Origin of the sequence: Nocardia sp. JCM 34519.1 (assembly GCF_020361265.1) — a bacterium.
GTDB lineage: Bacteria > Actinomycetota > Actinomycetes > Mycobacteriales > Mycobacteriaceae > Nocardia > Nocardia arthritidis_A.
Map to the genome: position 1 here is coordinate 558,418 of NZ_JAIRBR010000002.1, position 18,870 is coordinate 577,287.

General features: G+C 66.9%; 17 protein-coding genes. 9 read left to right on the forward strand and 8 right to left on the reverse strand.

All coding sequences use genetic code 11. From position 1 onward, the window contains the following. Positions 1-3: 3 nt before the first annotated feature. From fahA to LGY53_RS08860, 3 genes are all read right to left on the reverse strand, one after another. Complete coding sequence (fahA, locus tag LGY53_RS08850; RefSeq protein ID WP_225726131.1) at positions 4-1,170, reverse strand: fumarylacetoacetase; 1,167 nt, start codon at positions 1,168-1,170, stop codon at positions 4-6. A gap of 8 nt (positions 1,171-1,178) precedes the next feature. Beyond that, positions 1,179-2,378: a homogentisate 1,2-dioxygenase gene (locus LGY53_RS08855; RefSeq protein WP_225726132.1), complete on the reverse strand. Its 1,200-nt coding sequence runs from the start codon at positions 2,376-2,378 to the stop codon at positions 1,179-1,181. 224 nt (positions 2,379-2,602) lie between these two features. Continuing rightward, a complete protein-coding gene (locus LGY53_RS08860) occupies positions 2,603-3,265 on the reverse strand; it encodes a TetR/AcrR family transcriptional regulator (RefSeq protein ID WP_225726133.1) in 663 nt (220 codons plus the stop codon). Positions 3,266-3,386: 121 nt separating this feature from the next. Between LGY53_RS08860 and LGY53_RS08865 the strand changes: the two genes are divergently transcribed. Continuing rightward, entirely contained in the window at positions 3,387-5,309 is a 1,923-nt protein-coding gene (locus LGY53_RS08865) for an acyl-CoA dehydrogenase family protein (RefSeq protein ID WP_225726134.1), read from the forward strand. A 79-nt stretch (positions 5,310-5,388) separates the two neighbouring features. Here LGY53_RS08865 and LGY53_RS08870 read toward each other — a convergent pair whose 3' ends face one another. Genes LGY53_RS08870 through LGY53_RS08880 form a run of 3 tightly spaced genes read right to left on the reverse strand, consistent with a single transcriptional unit; the run spans position 5,389 to position 7,808 of the window. Beyond that, positions 5,389-6,213, reverse strand: a complete 825-nt coding sequence (locus LGY53_RS08870) for an exodeoxyribonuclease III (RefSeq protein WP_225726135.1) — start codon at positions 6,211-6,213, stop codon at positions 5,389-5,391. 34 nt (positions 6,214-6,247) lie between these two features. Continuing rightward, positions 6,248-7,231, reverse strand: coding sequence for a GNAT family N-acetyltransferase (locus tag LGY53_RS08875; protein WP_225726136.1), 984 nt, complete (start codon positions 7,229-7,231; stop codon positions 6,248-6,250). Then, positions 7,221-7,808, reverse strand: coding sequence for a peptide deformylase (locus LGY53_RS08880; RefSeq protein ID WP_225726137.1), 588 nt, complete (start codon positions 7,806-7,808; stop codon positions 7,221-7,223). The genes LGY53_RS08875 and LGY53_RS08880 overlap by 11 nt, the downstream gene beginning before the upstream one ends. Positions 7,809-8,037: 229 nt before the next feature. On the opposite strand from LGY53_RS08880, the gene LGY53_RS08885 reads away from it, so the two are divergent. The 7 genes from LGY53_RS08885 (at position 8,038) to LGY53_RS08915 (ending at position 15,365) form a co-directional block, all read left to right on the forward strand. Then, complete coding sequence (locus LGY53_RS08885; protein WP_167478353.1) at positions 8,038-8,385, forward strand: DUF3263 domain-containing protein; 348 nt, start codon at positions 8,038-8,040, stop codon at positions 8,383-8,385. A gap of 99 nt (positions 8,386-8,484) precedes the next feature. Then, positions 8,485-9,072 (forward strand): LytR C-terminal domain-containing protein, encoded by a 588-nt coding sequence (locus tag LGY53_RS08890; protein WP_225726138.1) that lies wholly within the window; start codon positions 8,485-8,487, stop codon positions 9,070-9,072. A gap of 131 nt (positions 9,073-9,203) precedes the next feature. Beyond that, positions 9,204-9,890 carry a superoxide dismutase family protein gene (locus LGY53_RS08895; protein ID WP_225726139.1) on the forward strand — a complete coding sequence of 229 codons (687 nt, stop codon included), beginning with the start codon at positions 9,204-9,206 and terminating at the stop codon, positions 9,888-9,890. 9 nt (positions 9,891-9,899) lie between these two features. Next, entirely contained in the window at positions 9,900-11,045 is a 1,146-nt protein-coding gene (locus tag LGY53_RS08900; RefSeq protein WP_225726140.1) for a glutamate--cysteine ligase, read from the forward strand. Between the two features lie 83 nt (positions 11,046-11,128). Then, positions 11,129-12,472, forward strand: coding sequence for a DUF5933 domain-containing protein (locus tag LGY53_RS08905; RefSeq protein WP_374111158.1), 1,344 nt, complete (start codon positions 11,129-11,131; stop codon positions 12,470-12,472). Between the two features lie 171 nt (positions 12,473-12,643). Then, positions 12,644-13,081, forward strand: coding sequence for a hypothetical protein (locus tag LGY53_RS08910; protein ID WP_225726141.1), 438 nt, complete (start codon positions 12,644-12,646; stop codon positions 13,079-13,081). Positions 13,082-13,133: 52 nt separating this feature from the next. Further along, entirely contained in the window at positions 13,134-15,365 is a 2,232-nt protein-coding gene (locus LGY53_RS08915; protein ID WP_225726142.1) for an AAA family ATPase, read from the forward strand. A 6-nt stretch (positions 15,366-15,371) separates the two neighbouring features. Here LGY53_RS08915 and LGY53_RS08920 read toward each other — a convergent pair whose 3' ends face one another. Further along, positions 15,372-16,019, reverse strand: a complete 648-nt coding sequence (locus LGY53_RS08920; RefSeq protein WP_225726143.1) for a helix-turn-helix domain-containing protein — start codon at positions 16,017-16,019, stop codon at positions 15,372-15,374. 53 nt (positions 16,020-16,072) lie between these two features. Between LGY53_RS08920 and LGY53_RS08925 the strand changes: the two genes are divergently transcribed. Continuing rightward, positions 16,073-16,999, forward strand: coding sequence for a PLP-dependent cysteine synthase family protein (locus LGY53_RS08925; RefSeq protein ID WP_225726144.1), 927 nt, complete (start codon positions 16,073-16,075; stop codon positions 16,997-16,999). A gap of 43 nt (positions 17,000-17,042) precedes the next feature. Here the strand turns inward: LGY53_RS08925 and LGY53_RS08930 are convergent, their stop codons facing one another. Then, positions 17,043-18,773, reverse strand: coding sequence for a DUF6461 domain-containing protein (locus LGY53_RS08930; protein WP_225726145.1), 1,731 nt, complete (start codon positions 18,771-18,773; stop codon positions 17,043-17,045). Positions 18,774-18,870: the final 97 nt, after the last annotated feature.

Here is an 18,870-nt window from a genome sequence, read left to right on the forward strand (position 1 = left end):
CGGTTATCCGCCGTTTGCGGGCCGGATCCGGCCGGCGACCTCGCCGAGGCCGATCCGGTTACCGTGCGGACCCGGCGCGGTCGCGGTGATCACCACCTCGTCGCCATCGGCGAGGAAGGTGCGCTTCTCGCCGTTGACGTCCACCGGTTGGCTTCCGCCCCAAGACAATTCGATGAACGAACCACGCTGATCTGGTTCCGGCCCGGAGATGGTGCCCGACGCGAACAGATCGCCGGTTCGGGTCGACGCGCCGTTCGCCGTCAGGTGGGCCAGCATCTGCGCGGGGGACCAGTACATCCGCCGGTACGGCGGATGCGCGACGTCCTGGCCGTTCCACGTCACCGTCAGATCGATGTCGAGCCCGCGCGGTTCGTCACCGCGCAGGTAGGGCAGCGGTTCCGGTGTCTGCTCCGGAATCGGTATGCGCGCCTTCTCCAGCGCGGCCAGCGGGGTCACCCACGCAGAGAGCGATGTCGCGAAGGATTTGCCTAGGAACGGGCCGAGCGGCTGATACTCCCAGGCCTGGATGTCGCGGGCGGACCAGTCGTTGACCAGCGCGACACCGAAGACGTGATCGGCGAATTCGTCGACGCCGATCGGGGTGCCGAGCGCGGAGCCGACGCCGACCACGAAACCCAGCTCGGCCTCGATATCGAGCCGCCGAGACGGGCCGAAATCCGGTGCGCCCGAATCGGTTCGGCGCTGGCCCCGGGGCCGGACCACATCGGTGCCCGATACCACGACGGTGCCGGCCCGGCCGTGGTAGCCGACCGGCAGATGCCGCCAATTGGGCAGCAGCGGTTCGGCATCCGGGCGGAAGAGCCTGCCGAGGTTGGTCGCGTGGTCGATGCTCGCGTAGAAGTCGACATAGTCGCCGACCTGAATCGGCAGCGCCAGCCGCACCGCGGCGAGCTCATGGATTGCGGTGGCATCGATTTCGCCGTCGACCAGCTCGCGCACCCGATGCCTGACCTCGCGCCAGCGCCGGGGACCCTGGGCGAGCAATGCGTTCAGGTTCGGCTGGGCGAAGACCGGATCCTCCAGTGCCGCAGCCAGATCGATCACTTTATCGGCGACCCGCACGCCGACCCGGAGCGCGTCGCCCGCCGGGGCGAATACGCCGTACGGCAGGTTGTCTACGCCGAAGAGCGAATCCTCGGGAATTTCCATGCGGATTCTCACGCCTGCCGCCCCCGTCCCGACCAGGTCCAGGCGTATGCCGGATCCTCACAGGCCAGTGCGCCCTCGCCGAGTTCGAGCGGGCGGAAGGTATCCACCATCACCGCCAACTCGTCGAAGAATTCCAGCCCGATGCTGCGCTCGTACGCACCCGGCTGCGGGCCGTGCGCATAACCGCCGGGATGCACCGACACCGACCCCTGTGCGATCCCGGATCCCTTGCGCGCCTCGTAATTTCCGCCGCAGTAGAACATGATCTCGTCGGAGTCGACATTGGAGTGGTAGTACGGCACCGGAATCGACAGCGGGTGGTAGTCCACCTTGCGCGGTACGAAATTGCAGACCACGAAATTGATCCCCTCGAAGGCCTGATGCGCGGGCGGCGGCTGGTGGATGCGTCCGGTGATGGGTTCGAAATCGGCGATATTGAAGGTGATCGGGTAGAGGCAGCCATCCCAGCCCACCACGTCGAACGGATGCGTCGCGTAAGTCAGCCTGGTGCCGACCACCTTACCGCCGGGCCGGTGCTTGACCAGCACCTCTACGTCGGTGCCGGTTTCGTTCAGCAATTCGGTGGGGCCGTGCAGGTCTCGTTCGCAGTACGGCGAATGTTCCAGCAGCTGGCCGAATTTCGACAGGTAGCGCTTGGGCGGGGTGATGTGGCTGGACGCCTCGATCGCGTAGGCGCGCAACGGTTCCGGTCCGCCGGGCAGCCAGCGATGAGTGGTGGCGCGCGGGATGAGCACGTGATCACCCTGGCGGACGTCGAGCGCGCCGAAGACCGTTTCCACCACGGCCGCACCGGATTCCACATACACCAGCTCGTCGCCGATGGCATTGCGGTACAGCGGGGACGCATTGGTGGCGGCCACATACGAGATACGGACATCCGCGTTGCCGAGCAGCAGGCGCCGCCCGGTGACCGGGTCGGTGCGCGACGGCGTATCGCCGGGGAACAGCTCGTGCAACTTCAGATGCCGGTGGCGCAGTGGATGATTCGGTGTCGTCGTCTGGTCGGGCAGTTCCCAGACCTGTGAGTCGACGATGGCCGGCGGCAAGCCGCGGTGGTAGAGCAGCGAGGAGTCGCCGGAGAAACCCTCCTCACCCATCAGCTCCTCGTAGTAGAGCTGCCCGCTCTCGTCGCGGTGCTGCGTATGCCGCTTGGGCGGCACCGCACCCACCTGCCGATAAAACGCCATCCCTGCACCTCCGCCAGGTCGATGGTCGGATACTGATCCGACTCGATGGTAGGCCCGGGTGATCTTGGTCGGGCCGAGTTCGGCCTGCCGCGCATCCCGGGCCCACTAGTACGTCCTACCGTGTGGCAGTCGATTTGCGCACTGTGTCGGCCAGTTTCTGTGCATCGTGCTACCCATGCGGCGGATCGGCGGGGTTCGGCCGTGGCAGCGTGCTCAGCTGCGGTTCACGCGTGCCGCATCGCCCGATACACCGCGGCGCCGACGAATGCGCCGAGATCCTCCGGTGTCCATTCCCCCTCGCCGGTGAGCAGCGTGCGCACCGCACCCTCGCCCGCGGACACCCAAAGTTCAACCAGCGCAGGGAGTTTGCATTCGGCATCGGCCGTGCCCCAGGCGCGCAGCGTCGGCCGCAGCAGCTCGCGGCAGCGGGTGAGGGCCAGCGCGCGGCCGCGCCCGAACGAATCGGCGACGGCCGGATCGGGATTGCCGTACAGCAGCCGCCACGCGTCGGGGCGGGCGGCGCACTTCTTCAGCAGCGCGCGGAAGCCCTCGACGAAAACCGATTCGTCGGCGTTCACCGTGCGCGCGGGCAGCACCTCGCGCACGCCGTCGAGCAGGTAGGTCTCCTCGCGCTGGATCAGCGCCGCGATCAGCTCCCTGCGGTCGGCGAAGCACGCGTACACCACCGGCCGGGTGACACCCATGCGTTCGGCGACGGCCGCCATCGTGACGGTGGCGATGCCGTCCTCGACGGCGATGGCCAGCGCGGTGTCCAGCACCTGCGGACGCCTGCGTTCCGGGCCGAGGTGCTGTGCCCGCTGCCGCGGTCGGGGCGTGTTCGGCGGCGCCGCCCCTTGTCGTGGCCGCACCGCCGAATCGCTACCCATGACGTCCAACATATCAGCGCCGCAATCGAGGTTCTTGCTGGTCTCGAGGGGTGAAGATCAACTTCCTACAGTCGCGAACAATAATGCTACATTCATGCATGAAACCGCCCGAGGAGCCGAGATGACCGCAACCCTGTTCAACCCGAAGACCTGCGACTTCGCCGAATTCGACGCGGAGACCCGGCGGATATTGCGCGCCGTGATCGACTGGTTCGAGGCCCGGGGCAAGGCGCGGCTCAAGCGGGACGACCGGGATCGCGTCTGGTATTCGGAATTCCTCGACTTCGTGAAGCGGGAGCGGGTGTTCGCCACCTTCCTCACCCCGGCCGCGCTGGCCAACGGCGATCCGAACAAGCGCTGGGACACCGCGCGCATCGCCATGCTGAGCAAGATCCTCGGCTTCTACGGCATGTCCTACTGGTATGTATGGCAGGTCAGCATCCTCGGGCTCGGGCCGATCTGGCAGAGCGACAACGCCGCGGCCAAACAGCGGGCCGCCGCGCTGCTCGACTCCGGTGAGATCTTCGCCTTCGGCCTGTCCGAAAAGGCGCACGGCGCCGACGTCTACTCCACCGATATGGTGTTGGAACCGTTGGCGGACGGCGGTTTTCACGCGACCGGCGGCAAACATTACATCGGCAACGGCAACCTCGCGGGTCTGGTCTCGGTATTCGGCCGTCGCGCCGACAAGCCGATCATCGACAGCGCCAAGGCGCTGGAAGGCAAACCGGCACCGGAGGATTACGCCGGATACCTGTTCTTCGTCGCGGACAGCAAACATCCCGGCTACAAGCTGTTGCGCAATGTGGTGGACAGCCAGATGTACGTGGCCGCATTCGATCTGGAGAATTACCCGGTTGCCGAGGCCGACATTCTGCATCGCGGTGAGGCGGCCTTCCATGCCGCGATGAATACGGTGAACGTCGGCAAGTTCAACCTCGGATTCGGCGCGGTCGGCGCCTGTGAGCACGCCTTCTACGAGGCGATCACGCATGCCGAGAACCGAATCCTGTTCGGGCACCGGGTAACCGAATTCCCGCAGGTGCGTTCGCTGCTGACGGATTCGTACGCCCGCCTCGTCGCGATGAAGTTATACAGCGAGCGGGCCATCGACTACATGCGTTCCGCCCATGCCGAAGACCGGCGCTACCTGCTGTTCAACGCGATCGAGAAGATGACCGTCACCAGGCAGGGGCAGCGGATCATCGAGGATCTGGCCGATGTGATCGCGGCCCGCGGTTTCGAGAACGATATGTACTTCCCGATGGCCATGCTCGGGCTGTTCGGGCTGCCCCGCCTGGAGGGCACGGTGCATGTGAATATGGCGCTCTCGCTGAAGTTCATGGCCAACTACATGTTTCATCCCGCCGACGCCGTATTGGCCGCGCTGCGTTACCTTCCCGGCGCGGGCAGCGCGCCCAAGGGTGCGGTGCGGGCGGCAGCGGGCGCGCTCAGCTGGACGAGCCGCGGCCTTGCGTCGCGTGCGGGCGCGGCGGTGCCCAAACTCGCCACCGAGCTGAAAAGGGCCGAATACCACCGTATTCCGACCCGCCGCGACGCCGCCGACGACGAATTCCTGTTCCACCAGGGTCCGAGCAGTGGCCTCGGCCGGATCCGTTTCGCCGACTGGCGCCCGGTCTTCGAACAGTTCGCGCACATACCGAATGTCGCGGTATTCCTGGAACAGGCCCGCGCCTTCCAAACCCTGCTCGCCGCCGCAGCACCGACGCGGGAACAACAGCGCGACGTCGACTTCCTCTTCGTCATCGGCGAACTGTTCACCATGCTGCCCTACGCCCAACTAATCCTCGAACAAGCCGAGATAGAACACACCGACCCGGCCCTAATCGACCAAATCTTCGACATATTCATCCGCGAATTCGCCAAACACGCACTGACCCTGCACAGTAAGCCCACCGCCACCCCGGCCCAACAACACCGCGCCCTCGACCTGATCCGCAGACCCGTCGCCGACTCGGCCCGCTTCGCGAACGTCCTGGGTCGAGCACGCGCACACGCCGGTGCCTACGAAATGAACCCCTGACCACCGCAAAGCCCAGGCTCAGCGCATCGCCCCGACCCGGTGGGCGTCACCCTCGACACCGAGCCCCTGAAGGACTGGGTCAGCTAACCAAGTCCGTGAACTCGGCGATGACGGGTGCGTGGTCGCTGGGGCTCTTACCTTTTCGCTCCTCGCGGTCGACACCCGCGTCGGTGGCCGTGGCGGCGAGGGCGGGGGAGCCGAGGATGAAATCGATGCGCATGCCCTCTTTGCGGGGGAAGCGCAGCTGGGTGTAGTCCCAGTAGGTGTAGACGCCGGGGCCTGGTGCGTATGGCCGCATGATGTCGGCGAAGCCGGTGTCGAGGATGGCGTTGAAGGCGTCGCGTTCCGGTCCGGAGGTGTGCGTTTTTCCGGTGAAGAATTCGACCGACCAGACATCGTCGTCGGTCGGGGCGATATTCCAGTCGCCGACCAGCGCGATCTTCGCGGCCGGGTCGGCGGCGAGCCAGTCGGCGGCGTTATCCCGCAGGGCGGCAAGCCATTCCAGTTTGTAGGTGTAGTGCGGGTCGTCGATGGCGCGGCCGTTGGGTACGTACAGGCTCCACACCCGGATGCCGCCGCAGGTCGCGCCGATCGCGCGGGATTCGACAACCGGTGTGCTGATGAGGGATTCGCCCGCGTCCTTGTCGAAGCCGGGCTGGTTCGGAAAGGCGAACTCCACATCGGCCAGGCCGATCCTGGATGCGATGGCCACCCCGTTCCACTGGTTGATGCCGAGATGGGCCACCTCGTAACCGAGTTCGTCGAACCGCTCGTACGGGAACTGGTCGTCGCGGCATTTGGTTTCCTGGATGGCGAGCACATCGATGTTCTGGCGATCCAGGAATGCGGCGACCCGGTCGATTCGGGAACGGATCGAATTCACATTCCAGGTCGCGAGGCGCACGAAAGACCTTTCTTCACAGGGGTATAAGTCTGTTCTACCGAATTTCGGCGGCCGCCGCCGCACCATCCGGCGTTGCGTACCGGTAGGTGTGGTGTTCCAGGAAGCCCATATCCCGGTACAGCGCGATGGCGCCGGTATTCTCCGCCTCCACCTGAAGATAGGCGTGCGTCGCGCCGTGTTTGCTGCCCCATCTGACCAATTCGGCACAGATCAGGGTGCCGAGCCCGCGCCTGCGATGGTCGGCCGCCACCGCGACGCAGCTGAGCCCGACCCAGCGGCGACCGTCCGACGCGGTGGTGATCGCGCCGCGCCCCACCGCGATGGGCTCCGGCAGGCCGAGCGAGGCGTAGCCGGCGGTGCCGTCGTGCACCGCGGTGATCACCTCGATTGGTGTGGAAATCTCTTGTGCCGCAGCAGTATCGCCCTGGCTTCGGTACAGCCGCAGCCAGGCCTCGTCGGGTTCGGGCGCCACCCGGACCATCGACGGCCCTTGGGGGAGTACGAAATTCTCGATATCGATGGCGAGTACGTGGCTCTCGCGGTCCGTCCGCCAACCGGGTGGCGTCTGGGCTAGTCGGTCCGGCAACGCCAGCTGCGGCGGTAGGCCGCGCGCGCCATACCATTCACCGATCCGCCGCACGGTCTCGGCGGTAAGCGCCGCCGGTCCATCCGAATTGCCCAGTGGCACAGCCGAATTAGCTCGCCAGGTATATCCGTGCCCGGCCCGGGCCAGCCATCCGTCGATCCAGGCGTGCTCGACGCCCGGCCAGCCGTACGCCGCGGCGGACTCCAGCGCCCGGATCTCGCCGATGCGAATCGGGCGCGGCCCCAATGCCTTCAACGCCACGACATGATCGTTCGCCACCGATACGACGGATCCGTCGGCCGCGCGCACCGTCGGCGGGTCGAGCGAGACCAGCTCGCCGATCACATCGGTCATCGACTGTGGATAGCCTGCGGGCAGCAGGTACCGCAGGACAACCCGGCGGCCCAGCGGGATGCCCGGTTCAGTCGTCATGGCCGAACGGATCGGGAACGGTACCCGGAATCCAGCTGAGTCCCGGTGTGCCCCAACCGTTTCGCTTGATCGCCTTCTTCGCCGCGCGGGCATTGCGCCCGACCAGCACATCGGTGTACAGGTAGCCGTCCAGATGCCCGACCTCGTGCTGCAGCATCCTGGCGAAGAAGCCCTCGCCCTCGACCGTCACCGGATTGCCGTGTTCGTCGGTGCCGGTGACCTTGGCCCAGTTGGCCCGCCCGGTGGGGAACTGCTCCCCGGGCACCGAGAGGCAGCCCTCCTCGTCGTCGTCCGGGTCCGGCATGGTCTCCGGGATCGCGGAGGTCTCCAGCACCGGGTTGATGATCGCGCCCCTGCGGCGCGGCTGCCCCGGCGCGGCCAGATCGGGGCAGTCGTACACGAACAACCGGAGCGAAACCCCCACCTGATTGGCCGCCAGGCCGACGCCGTGCGCCTCGTCCATCGTCTCGTACATATCGGCGATGAGCTCGGCCAATTCCTCCGGCGAATGGTCGACTTTCTCAGTGGGTGTGTGCAGCACCGGGTCGCCGACGATCACGATCGGAAGAATTGCCATAGGACGATTATGGATGATGCACCACGACACACCCCTACCGGTCGGTAGTCGAACACGCCGTATGGGCGCCCCGGCAATCCGCCCCGTCCGTGGTTGAATGATCCGCGACGTATAGGCATTTTCTGCGGCATGAGTGTTGGCCCGGAGGCGGTAGCGGAGCGTGACCACGCAGGGCCAGGCGAACGCCGCCGATCGAATACCTCCGGTGGTGACTCGGCGAGGGAGCAAGATGGACGGCGCAGCGGCTCGGAATCTCGAAGATGCCACAGCGGAAGGTCCGGCGCAGGGAGCCGAACTATCGGAGCCGGACAATTTCGGCGACGACGGCGGCCTGAGCAGGCGCGAGCGCGAAATCCTCGACTTCGAACGGAAATGGTGGAAGTACGCGGGCGCCAAGGAGGAAGCGATTCGCGAACTCTTCGGCATGTCGCCCACCAGGTACTACCAGGTACTCAACGGGGTCGTGGACCGGCCGGAGGCGCTCGCCGTCGATCCCATGCTGGTGAAGCGGCTGCGGCGGCTGCGCGCGAGCAGGCAGAAGGCAAGAGCCGCGCGCCGTCTCGGCTTTCAAGTCTGATAAACGGCTAGGGTCTTATTCCGTGAGGGAGCGCAGCGAGCGAACCATAGGCACAGCGCCTGTAGCGACGACGGAGCCGAGCGCCAGCGAGGCGCAGTCGTGAGCTACCCGAACACCACTTCTGGTGGGCCACCGTTGCGTGCGCTGGCAATGGTGTTGATCGCGCTCGCCATCGTTTTCGGTGGTCTCGGCGCGATGTCGTTGTCGAAATCCGATTCCGACGGCTCGGAACCGAGTTCAACGAGCAGTTCCGCGGTGGCCGCCGCCCCGCAGGCGCCGACCAAAACGAGTGCGCCCGCCGCGCCCGCGCCGCCGACCACACCGGCCGCGGCGACCCCTACCAGCGCGCCGGTAACCACTACCGCCGCACCGTCGTTGCCCCCGACCACCACGAGTACCGCTGCGGCGGTGAATCATTCGGTGCCGGTGCGGGTGCTCAACAACAGCATGATCGCCGGACTGGCCGCCAAGACCGCGAGCGAGCTCGGCGCCGACGGCTGGACGAACGTATCCACCGGCAACTTCCCGGGTGAGAACATCCCCAAAACCACTGTGTACTACGGCAACTCACCCGGCGAGAAGGAAGCGGCGCTGGCCATCGCGAAGGAGCTCGGCGCCTCGGCCGAGCCGAAGGGCAGCGGTTTCACCGATCAGAGTGGCGTTGTCGTCATAGTGACGGGTAACTGACTACAGTCTGTAGTACGCGACACGGCCCTTGTCGTCGTCCGACACGGCGACCGTGGCATCATCTTGTCCGGTAACGAACGTGTCCACCCCGCTGTACTCGTAAACTCGGTACTCGTAAAGGAGTTCCCCCGATGGCCCCGTCCACAACTCGTCGCCCGTCCTGGCGGACTGTGACCCCGGTGCTTGCGGTCGCGGTCTTCGGCCTCGCAGCCTGCTCGAACAGCCAGGAATCCAGCGATGTCAAGGGAACGACCCCGCCGGTGTGGACCGGTGCGTCCGCCCCGCCGAACAGTCAGTTCGGCACCGAGACCGGCACGGCCAACGCCAACCCGGGCTACAAGGTGGACCTGAAGGATGCGGCCGGCCAGGCGGTCGCCACCGCGAACATCACCAAGGACGGGAACCACCTGCAGATCACCGTCGACGCGCACGGCCTGCGCCCCGGCTTCCACGGCCTGCACATCCACCAGGTGGGTAAGTGTGAGCCGAATTCGGTGGCGCCGACCGGCGGCCCGTCCGGCGACTTCCTTTCCGCGGGCGGCCATCTGCAGGTCGGCAGCGCGAACGCGCATCCGTCCAGCGGCGACCTGACCTCGCTCGAGGTTCGCTCCGACGGCGCGGGCAAGCTCCTCACCACCACCGACGGGGTGACCCTCGACGACATCAAGGGCAAGGCCATCATCATCCACGCCGATGCGGATAACTTCGGCAACATTCCAAGTCGCTACGTCCGCGCCGATGGCGTCGCGGGTCCGGACGAGTCAACGCTAGCCACGGGCGACGCGGGTGGCCGCGTCGCCTGCGGCGTCATCCAGTAGAGGGTCGCCATGGCCGGGGCAGCAATCGCGTCAGTTCCCTTCAAAGGTTCGCCCCGGCCGACGATAGGTGTGGAATGGGAGATCGCGCTCGTCGACAAGGTGACGCGCGATCTGTCCAATACCGCAGCGGCGGTGTTCGATCAGGTCGGTGACCGCCGCGCCTACGACGGCACTCCGCAGGTGACCAAGGAATTGCTGCGCAACACGGTCGAGCTGGTCACCGGCGTGCACGATACGGTCGCCGAATGCGTCGACGATCTGAGCGGGACCATGGACGCGGTGCGCCGGGCCGCCGACCCGCTCGGCGTCGACCTGTTCTGTGCGGGCACCCACCCGTTCGCGCAGTGGTCGGCGCAACAGCTCACCCGGTCCGCGCACTATGACGAGTTGATCGAGCGCACCCAGTGGTGGGGCCGCCAGATGATGATCTGGGGCGTGCACGTGCATATCGGGATCTCGCACCGGGACATGGTCTTTCCGATCCTGAACTCGCTGCTGCTCACGCATCCGCATCTGCTCGCGCTGTCCGCGTCCTCACCGATGTGGGCGGGTTCGGATACCGGGTACGCGAGCAACCGGACGCTGATGTTTCAACAGTTGCCCACCGCGGGCCTGCCCTTCCAATTCGAAAACTGGGCACAGTTCGAACATTTCGTGCACGACCAGCTGAAAACCGGTGTGTTCGAACAGCTCGGCGGCATGCACTGGGATATCCGGCCCGCGCCCAAGTGGGGCACCATCGAGGTGCGCATCTGCGACGGCGTGCCCACCAGGACCGAGCTGGCCGCGATGGCCGCCCTGATCCATTGCCTGGTGGTCGATTTGGAGCGGCGGGTGGAAAGCGGCGAGCGGCTGCCGACGCTGCCGCCCTGGCATGTGCAGGAAAACAAGTGGCGCGCAGCGCGTTACGGTCTCGATGCGATAATCATCACCGACGACGACAGCAATGAGCGGCTCGTCACCGACGACCTGACCGATCTGCTCAACCGGCTGGAGCCGACGGCGGATCGTCTCGGATGCGCGAACGAGCTGGCGCTCGTCGCCGATATCCCCAAGCGCGGTGCGTCCTATCAGCGCCAACGCCGGGTCGCCGCGGCCGCGCAGGGCGATCTGGTCGCCGTGGTGGATGCGCTGGTCAAGGAATTGAACCAGTAATGACCTGGGCGTAAACGCGGCGTTCGGAGTTCAGCGGGCCAGGGGGGTGCCGTTAATCCGGCGTTTACTATGGTCGGGTGCTGATTGATCCGGGACCAGGGGTAGGTGACGTCACCCGAGAAGTGCGCGCACCCCGTTCGCGGATCTGGCTCGCCGCCGGTATCGCGGCGGTTCCGGTATTGCTCATCGCGCTGCAGATCGCCTCGATCGGACACGATTTCGAGGGACCGCTCGGCAGTCTTTCGAACGATTACCTCGGCACCCCGAAATCCATGTCGGTGCCGTGGGCCGGACTGATTCTGGCGCTGATCGGAATTTCCATGCGGCGCAGGCTGATCGCGCTCGGCGTCGCCGTCGCGATCGATGTGATCGCGGCCACCGTCCGGCTGCTGGCCGGTGGGCATTTCGCGATCGGGAACGGCCCGGTGTGGGTGCTCGCCGGGCTGGCGCTGGTGGCCGGGTTCCGCTGGCGCGGGGCCGACCGGCGCAATGCGCTGCACGCCGCGGCGCTGGGTGCGCTGCTCGTCCTGGCCACCAAGGTCGGCGATGTCTGGTTGCACATCACGGTGGTGACCCGGCCCGCCGTCTTCGACGAATACGCAATACTGGCCGATCACGCGCTCGGCGATCCGTCCTGGGTGGTGGCCCGGGTGCTCGACGCGCTCGGTCCGGCCGTGCACGCGGTGCTGCACTGGGTGTATATCGAGCTGCCGGTGGCCGCCATCGTCGTCGCGATCTGGCAGCTGCGGCGGGTGGTGCGCGACGGTATCTGGCCGAGCCACTACCTGGTGCGCACCTTCCTGGTGCTCGGGCTGGTCGGGCCGGTGCTGTACCTGGTCTTCCCCGTCGTCGGCCCGATGTTCGCCGCGGGCGCCGACGGTCACGGCTTGCAGCTGGGCAATTACTGGCCCGATGTGGTCCCGCCGATCGACCGCAGCCCGGCCGATATGCCGTTCGACGGCTTCACCCCGCGCAACTGCATGCCATCCATGCACACCGCCTGGGCGCTGTCGGTGTTCCTGCACACCCGCCGCGATACCGACGGCGGCCCGGCCCCGCTGTGGCTGCGTGCCCTCGGCACGTTCTGGCTCATCGCGACGCTCACCGCGACCCTCGGCTTCGGTTACCACTACGGTGTCGATCTGGTCGCCGGTGCGGTGCTGTGCCTCACCGTCGAATCCGCGCTGCGCGAACCGGAGCGCGGTTGGGGCTGGTTCCGTGTCCGCATAGTCGGTCTCGGCGCGACAATCCTTGCCGCCCTGTTGATCTGTTACCGCTACCTGGCGGTCCCGATGGCCGAATATCCGGTGGTCGCCGGGACGATCGTGCTCGCGCTGCTCGCCGGGCTCGCCGCCGCCTTCCACGCCACCTGGTTCACCCACCAAACCTTGCCCGCGTCAACGGAACCCGCGCTCGCCGACCGTTAGGTCGTACTGTGTGCGTTCAGTTATCGATTGGGGAATCGTAAGCGGCACAAGGGAGTGTGGGCGCAGCACGGCAGCCGATCCGAGGTTCACATGACCACTGACTCTTCGCACCCGGTACGCTGCGAACGCGCCGGAGGCTCCGGCGTCTCGATCCACCGGGGAATACATTCCATGAAGCGTAATTTCGTCATCGCCTTGGCCGCCGGGGCGCTGGCCGTGTCGCTGGTCGGCTGTGGTGATTCGAAGAAGAACGATTCCGTCGACGCCAACGGGCTGCGCAAGAACGGACCCACCGCCACGTCGACTACCGGCGTACCCAAGCCGACGAGCACCGCGGCCGCCGCGACCACCACCCCGTCCGATACCGCGACGGCCAAGCCGACCGCCGCCGCCGGGCCCGCGTCGAAGACCACCTGCGCCGAATTCAAGAAATTGGATGAGGCGGCGGAGAAGGCGCTGATCGAGCAGATCCTCGCGGAGAATCCGGACACCCCCTTCGCGGGCAGCCCGAATGTCGCGCTCGGCACCGCGAAGCTGGTCTGCCTGGCGCCGAGCTATGCCGATACGCCGGTCGCGGTCGCGGCGCGGATCGTCCCCAAGACCAACTAACCATCCGACCAACCCGCGGCGGCGGCGCATCGATCACCGGCAGAATGGCACGGTGGCACACCTAGAGCTGACCGTCCGCCTCAACACCTCCGCGGCCGACGCCCGCCGCGGCCTGGTGCGGCTGCATCCGGAGGCGCTGGCCGCGCTCGGACTGCGGGAGTGGGACGGCATCGCGCTGATCGGATCGCGCCGCACGGCGGCGGTGGTCGGTATCGCGCCCGCGGGAACACCGGCCAAGGTCGCGCTGCTCGACGATATCGCGTTGTCCAACACCGGGTTGCGCGAGAACGCGACCGTCGTCGTCGAACCGGTGCGCGTGTACGGCGCGAAACAGGTTTCGGTGAGCGGTTCGGTGCAGGCCACCCGCACCATTCCCGCGGATACGCTGCGGCAGGCGTTGCTGGGCAAGGTGGTGACGGTCGGTGACGCGGTGTCGCTGCTGCCGCGCGATCTGGGGCCCGATATCAGTTCGGCGGCGGCCAGCCAGGCGCTATCGCGCACCTTCGGCGTCGCGTGGACCACCGAACTGCTGACGGTCACCGCGGTCGATCCGGGGCGCGGGCCGGTGAGCATCCAGCCGAATACGGCGGTGAGCTGGGGCGCGGGTGCGGTGGCCGCCCGCGATTCGGCCGATCGCGTCGTCGACGAAATCCAGTACGGCGCAGACGATTCCGGTGTGGCAGTCGGGGGGACTTCTCCCGTAGCCGTCGAGGAATTGGCGGGCGTGCAGGTGCAGGCCGCGAAGCTCACCGAATGGCTGAGCCTGGCCCTCGACGAACCCGAACTACTCAAAACACTCGGGGCCACACCACATTTGGGTGTGCTGATCACCGGGCCCGCCGGTGTCGGCAAGGCCACCCTGGCCCGTGCGGTCGCCGCGCGGCCGGGGACAGCGACGGGCCGAGCGGGTAACCGCCGCATCGTCGAACTCGACGGGCCGACCGTCGGCGCGATCGACAGCGGATCCAGGCTGCGCCGGGTGGCGGCCGCGGTCGCCGAAATCGGTTCCGGCCAAGGCGGAATCCTGCTGGTCACCGATATCGACGCGCTGCTGCCCGTTGCGGCGGAACCGGTGGCGACACTGATCATCGATCAGTTGCGGGCCGCGGTCGCCGAACCCGCTGTCGCCTTTCTGGCGACAACGGCCAATCCGGCCGGGGTGGATCCGCGGCTGCGCGCACCGGATCTGTGCGATCGTGAGCTGGCCCTCTCGCTGCCCACCGCGCCGATCCGCAGATCGCTGCTGGAGGCGCTGCTGCGCAAGGTGCCGACCGCCGAGCTGAAACTGGATGAAATAGCCTCGCGGACACCGGGTTTCGTCGTTTCCGATCTGGCCGCGCTGTGCCGGGAGGCGGCGCTGCGCGCGGCCGCCCGTGCCAGCAAGGAACATTCGGAACCGCGACTAACCCAGGCCGATCTGCTCGGCGCGCTGCAGGTGATCCGGCCGCTATCCCGTTCGGGCATGGAGGAACTCGCGATCGGCAGCCTCGGCCTCGACGATGTCGGCGATATGGCCGAGACCAAGCAGGCGCTGACCGAAGCGGTGCTGTGGCCGCTGCGGCATCCGGATTCGTTCGCCAGGCTCGGTATCGAACCGCCACGCGGCGTACTGCTCTACGGCCCGCCCGGCTGCGGCAAAACCTTCCTGGTGCGTGCGCTCGCCGGGACCGGTCATCTCAGCGTGCACACGGTAAAAGGGCCCGAGCTGCTGGACCGTTGGGTCGGCTCGTCCGAGCGCGCGGTACGCGAATTATTCCAGCGCGCAAGGGATTCCGCGCCGTCGCTGATCTTCCTGGACGAAATCGACGCGCTGGCGCCGCGTCGCGGGCAGAGCGCCGATTCCGGCGTCGCCGATCGCGTGGTGGCCGCGCTGCTCACCGAACTCGACGGCGTCGAACCGCTGCGCGATGTGGTGGTGCTCGGCGCGACCAACCGCCCCGAGCTGATCGATTCCGCGCTGCTGCGGCCGGGCCGACTGGAACGGCTCATCTTCGTGCCGCCGCCCGACGCCGCCGCCCGCCGCGAAATCCTGCGCACCGCAGGTAAATCGGTGCCGCTGGCCGCGGATGTGAACCTGGGCGCACTGGCGCGCGACCTCGACGGCTATTCGGCGGCGGACTGCGCGGCACTGCTGCGCGAGGCGGCACTGGCCGCGATGCGCCGGGACATGGACGCGGCCGATGTCACCGCCGCCGATATCGCGGCCGCACGGGCCAAGGTGCGGCCGTCGCTCGATGCGGAACAAGTGGATTCGCTGCGTCGGTACGCGGAGACCAGGGGGTAGCCGCCGCTATGTCCCCAGGGCTTCCTGGGTGAACACGTAACGCGTGAACCAGCGATGCATCCGGCGTTGTAGGGCCAGGTCGCCGTGGACGTGTACATCCGGATGGCGCAGCAGCTGTGCCCAGGACCACTCGCCCAGCCACCATCTGGTCACCGCCATGATCGGCGCCGCCAGCCAGATGTCGACGGGCGCCCCGGTGTCCTGTCCGCACAGGTTCACGCCGGTCCGCGACAGGTGCAGCCAGTACTTTTCGTGGCGGTCGGTGAAGTCGAGGGCGACCACGACGGTCTGTTCGGGCAGGGATTCGACGTCGATCCGGCGCTGTATGTCCCAGGCCAGGGCCGCGGTGTCCAGGTCGTCCTCGGTCAGCTCGGCGCTCTCCGTGTCCATCGCCCATCGGGCCAGTTCCCGCACCACCGGGGCAAGCGCGCGGCCTGCGTCGCTCAGCCGGTACGAGTCGTCCACGATGCCTGCGGCGCGCAGTGTTCGTAACCGCGCGGACAGCGTCGCCCGCGGGATGCGCGGCAGAGCGCGGCGGATCTCGGTGAAGGTGGACGCGCCCAGCAGCAACTCCCGCACGACCAATAACGTCCAGCGTTCACCCAACACGTCCAGAGCCCGCGCTACCGCGCAGAACTGCCCGTACCCCGCCATGGTTCAAATATTGAACTGCCGATCGGACCCATGTCCAGCCGATGATCACACCCATGAACGACGTGACGGCAGCAATTGGGAACACACCGCTGGTGCGGCTGAACAGGGTAGTGCCCGCGGGATGCGCGGAGATCTTCGTCAAGGTCGAAGGACAGAATCCGACCGGCAGCATGAAGGACCGGATGGCGCGGGCGATGATCGCCGGCGCCGAGGAGAACGGACGGCTGCGGCCCGGCGATACGGTTGTCGAGTACACGGGCGGCAGTACCGGCGCGTCCCTGGCACTTGTCTGTGCGGCGAAGCGATATCGCCTGCGGATCGTCACCTCGGATGCGTTCAGCGAGGACAAACTGGTCCAGATGGCGGCTCTCGGAGCGGAGCTCACGGTCATCCCCAGCGACCGGGGACTGATCACCAAGGCGCTGATCCTCGCCATGATCGAGAAGGCCGAGCAGCTGAGCCGACAGCCGCACACCTACTGGACCGACCAGCTCACCAACACCGACAGCATCGCGGGCTATCACCCTCTAGGCGAGGAGATCTGGGCACAGACCGAGGGACGGATCGACGTGTTCGTCCACTCGATCGGCACAGCGGCCTCGATACGCGGCACCACGACCCCGCTGCGGCGCCACAATCCCGCGTTGCGGGTGGTCGCGGTCGAACCGGCCGAGTCGGCCGTGCTGTCCGGTGGCCTGCCGGGCTCGCACCGCATCGAGGGCATCGGGATCGGTTACGTCCCACCGATGTGGGATCCAGACCTGCCGGACGAGATCGTTCCGGTCGCCACCCCCGACGCGGAGGACATGGCCAGGCGCCTGGCCCGCGAGGAGGGTCTGTTCGCCGGTACGTCGTCAGGCGCGAACGTGCTCGCCGCGATTCAGGTCGGCCGTCGCCTCGGCCCGACCGCCAGGATCGCGACCCTGCTGGTGGATTCGGGGCTGAAGTATCTCAGAACTGCTGTGTACCAACGCGAATGAATCAGCAGGTGGATTCGCTGCGCCGGTACGCGGAAACCAGAAGCTAGTCCTTCGCGATTCGATAGCCGACGCCAGGCGCGAATGTGCGGGTCAGGTCGTCTTCGGTGATGGTGTGGCCGACGAAGCGGGCGATCGCGGTGAGGCCCTTGGCTTCGATGCGATGGGTGAAGTCCAGGCCGTCGAACACCTCGGCAAGTTCGGGGTTGGTCTGCCCCTCTGGATCGCCGGGCTCGAAATATGCCAGTATTCGGCCGTTTTCGGCGAGACCGAGGTACGACATGGCGTCGACGTTCCAGAACATGCTCGCGGCCTTACCCTTTCGGGACAGCCTGCGTAGTACGGCTTCGGTTGAACCCCGAAATCCGTTGTCCTCGACGGCCAGCACCACCGAGCCGGTCTCCAGCACCGCAACCCATTGTTCGGTGAGGGTATCGATCGGAACGGGCGCGGTAGGGTCGGCGCCGAACGCCTCGAGGACCTCGTGCGCGGTCAGGCCGGTGACGAGAGTGAAGGTAGCCGCCTCATAGACGCTGCTGTTCTCGACCCAGCGATGCTCGGCCTCGGGCGCGGCAGGTGGTTCGGGTTCGCCGCGCAGCCGATGGCCGAGCCGGTCGAGGGTTTGGTGGACGACCTCCGGCTCGGCGGGCGCCGCCCAGAGCACCAGTTTGTAGAACTCCTGATCATCGCCATCACCATCGCGGCCGTATGCGTGCACGCGCAGCCGATAGTCACCCGGCGACGGCAGCGTCGTACTCGGGGTCTTATCGAGGCCATGGTCCGGAAAGTTTTCCGCCGGACCGAGTACGACGGCGGATCTCGTGGCCGCCGTCCAGCTGATGTCGACGATTTCCTCCCATAGCTCCAGGTCCACCTTCGGTGGCGGTCCGGCGAACACATGCAGCCGCACCAATATCCCGCAGTCCGTGCCGCCCGTCCGGATAACCACGCCGCCGGGCACCGCGACGACGAGTCCATTGCGCGCGAAGGCGGTGTCATCGATATCGATATCGGTGGGAAAACTGCCTTCGGTGAGCGCGAACCGATAATCACGGACGAGAACGTGTCCGCTGGCCTGCCGCGGATATAGGTATTCGGTGTGCCGCTTCTCCGGCGCTGCGGCCGAATAACGCTTGGGCGCAGGGACTTCGGACAGAATCAGAGCCGCGGCAGCCGCGGCGGCACCGATGATCGCCGGTGTGATTATCGAGTCGGCCATGGGGAGGCCGCGGAACAGCGCGGTCGACGCCGTGGTGGTCAGGGCCAAGTAGGCCGCGCCATGGCGGGCGGTGATCTCTTCCTCGCCGGTCGCGACGACGGTACACAGTTCGGCGATGCCGGGATGTCGAAGGAGTGCGCGCACGCAAGCCTCCAGCAGGTCGAATGCGCCGGGGCGTCTGCCCTCCAATCTTTTCAGGCCGAGGCTCGCGTTGCTCTCCCCGCCGAAGCTGGTCACGCCGTACATGCCCCCTTGGGGCGTCAGCATCGAGGTGATCTCCGACGGAGCGGTTACATCGAGTTCACGCACGGTCGGCTCGAGCGCCTCGAGGATCCGGTCGAGTAGCGGATGCCCGATCGCCCGCACGGCCCGGCTATCCCGCGGTTCATCCGGGATGATCGGCGCGAGTAGATCCGAAATTTTGGCCGCCAGCCCGATACGACCCAACTCCTCGGCTGGACCCGCAGGGATACGCGATACGACCAGTGGCATCGACTTGCCGATCGCGTCGGCGAATTCGGCGAGTGTGCGCGCGGGAAGTGAATCGAAGGTATACATCGGCAAATACTGTGCCCTGTTCCCACGACTGAAAGTACTTGCCAGCCTGCATATTTCGGATATCGCAGGATCTGGCTCGACGGTGGGCCGAGCCGAT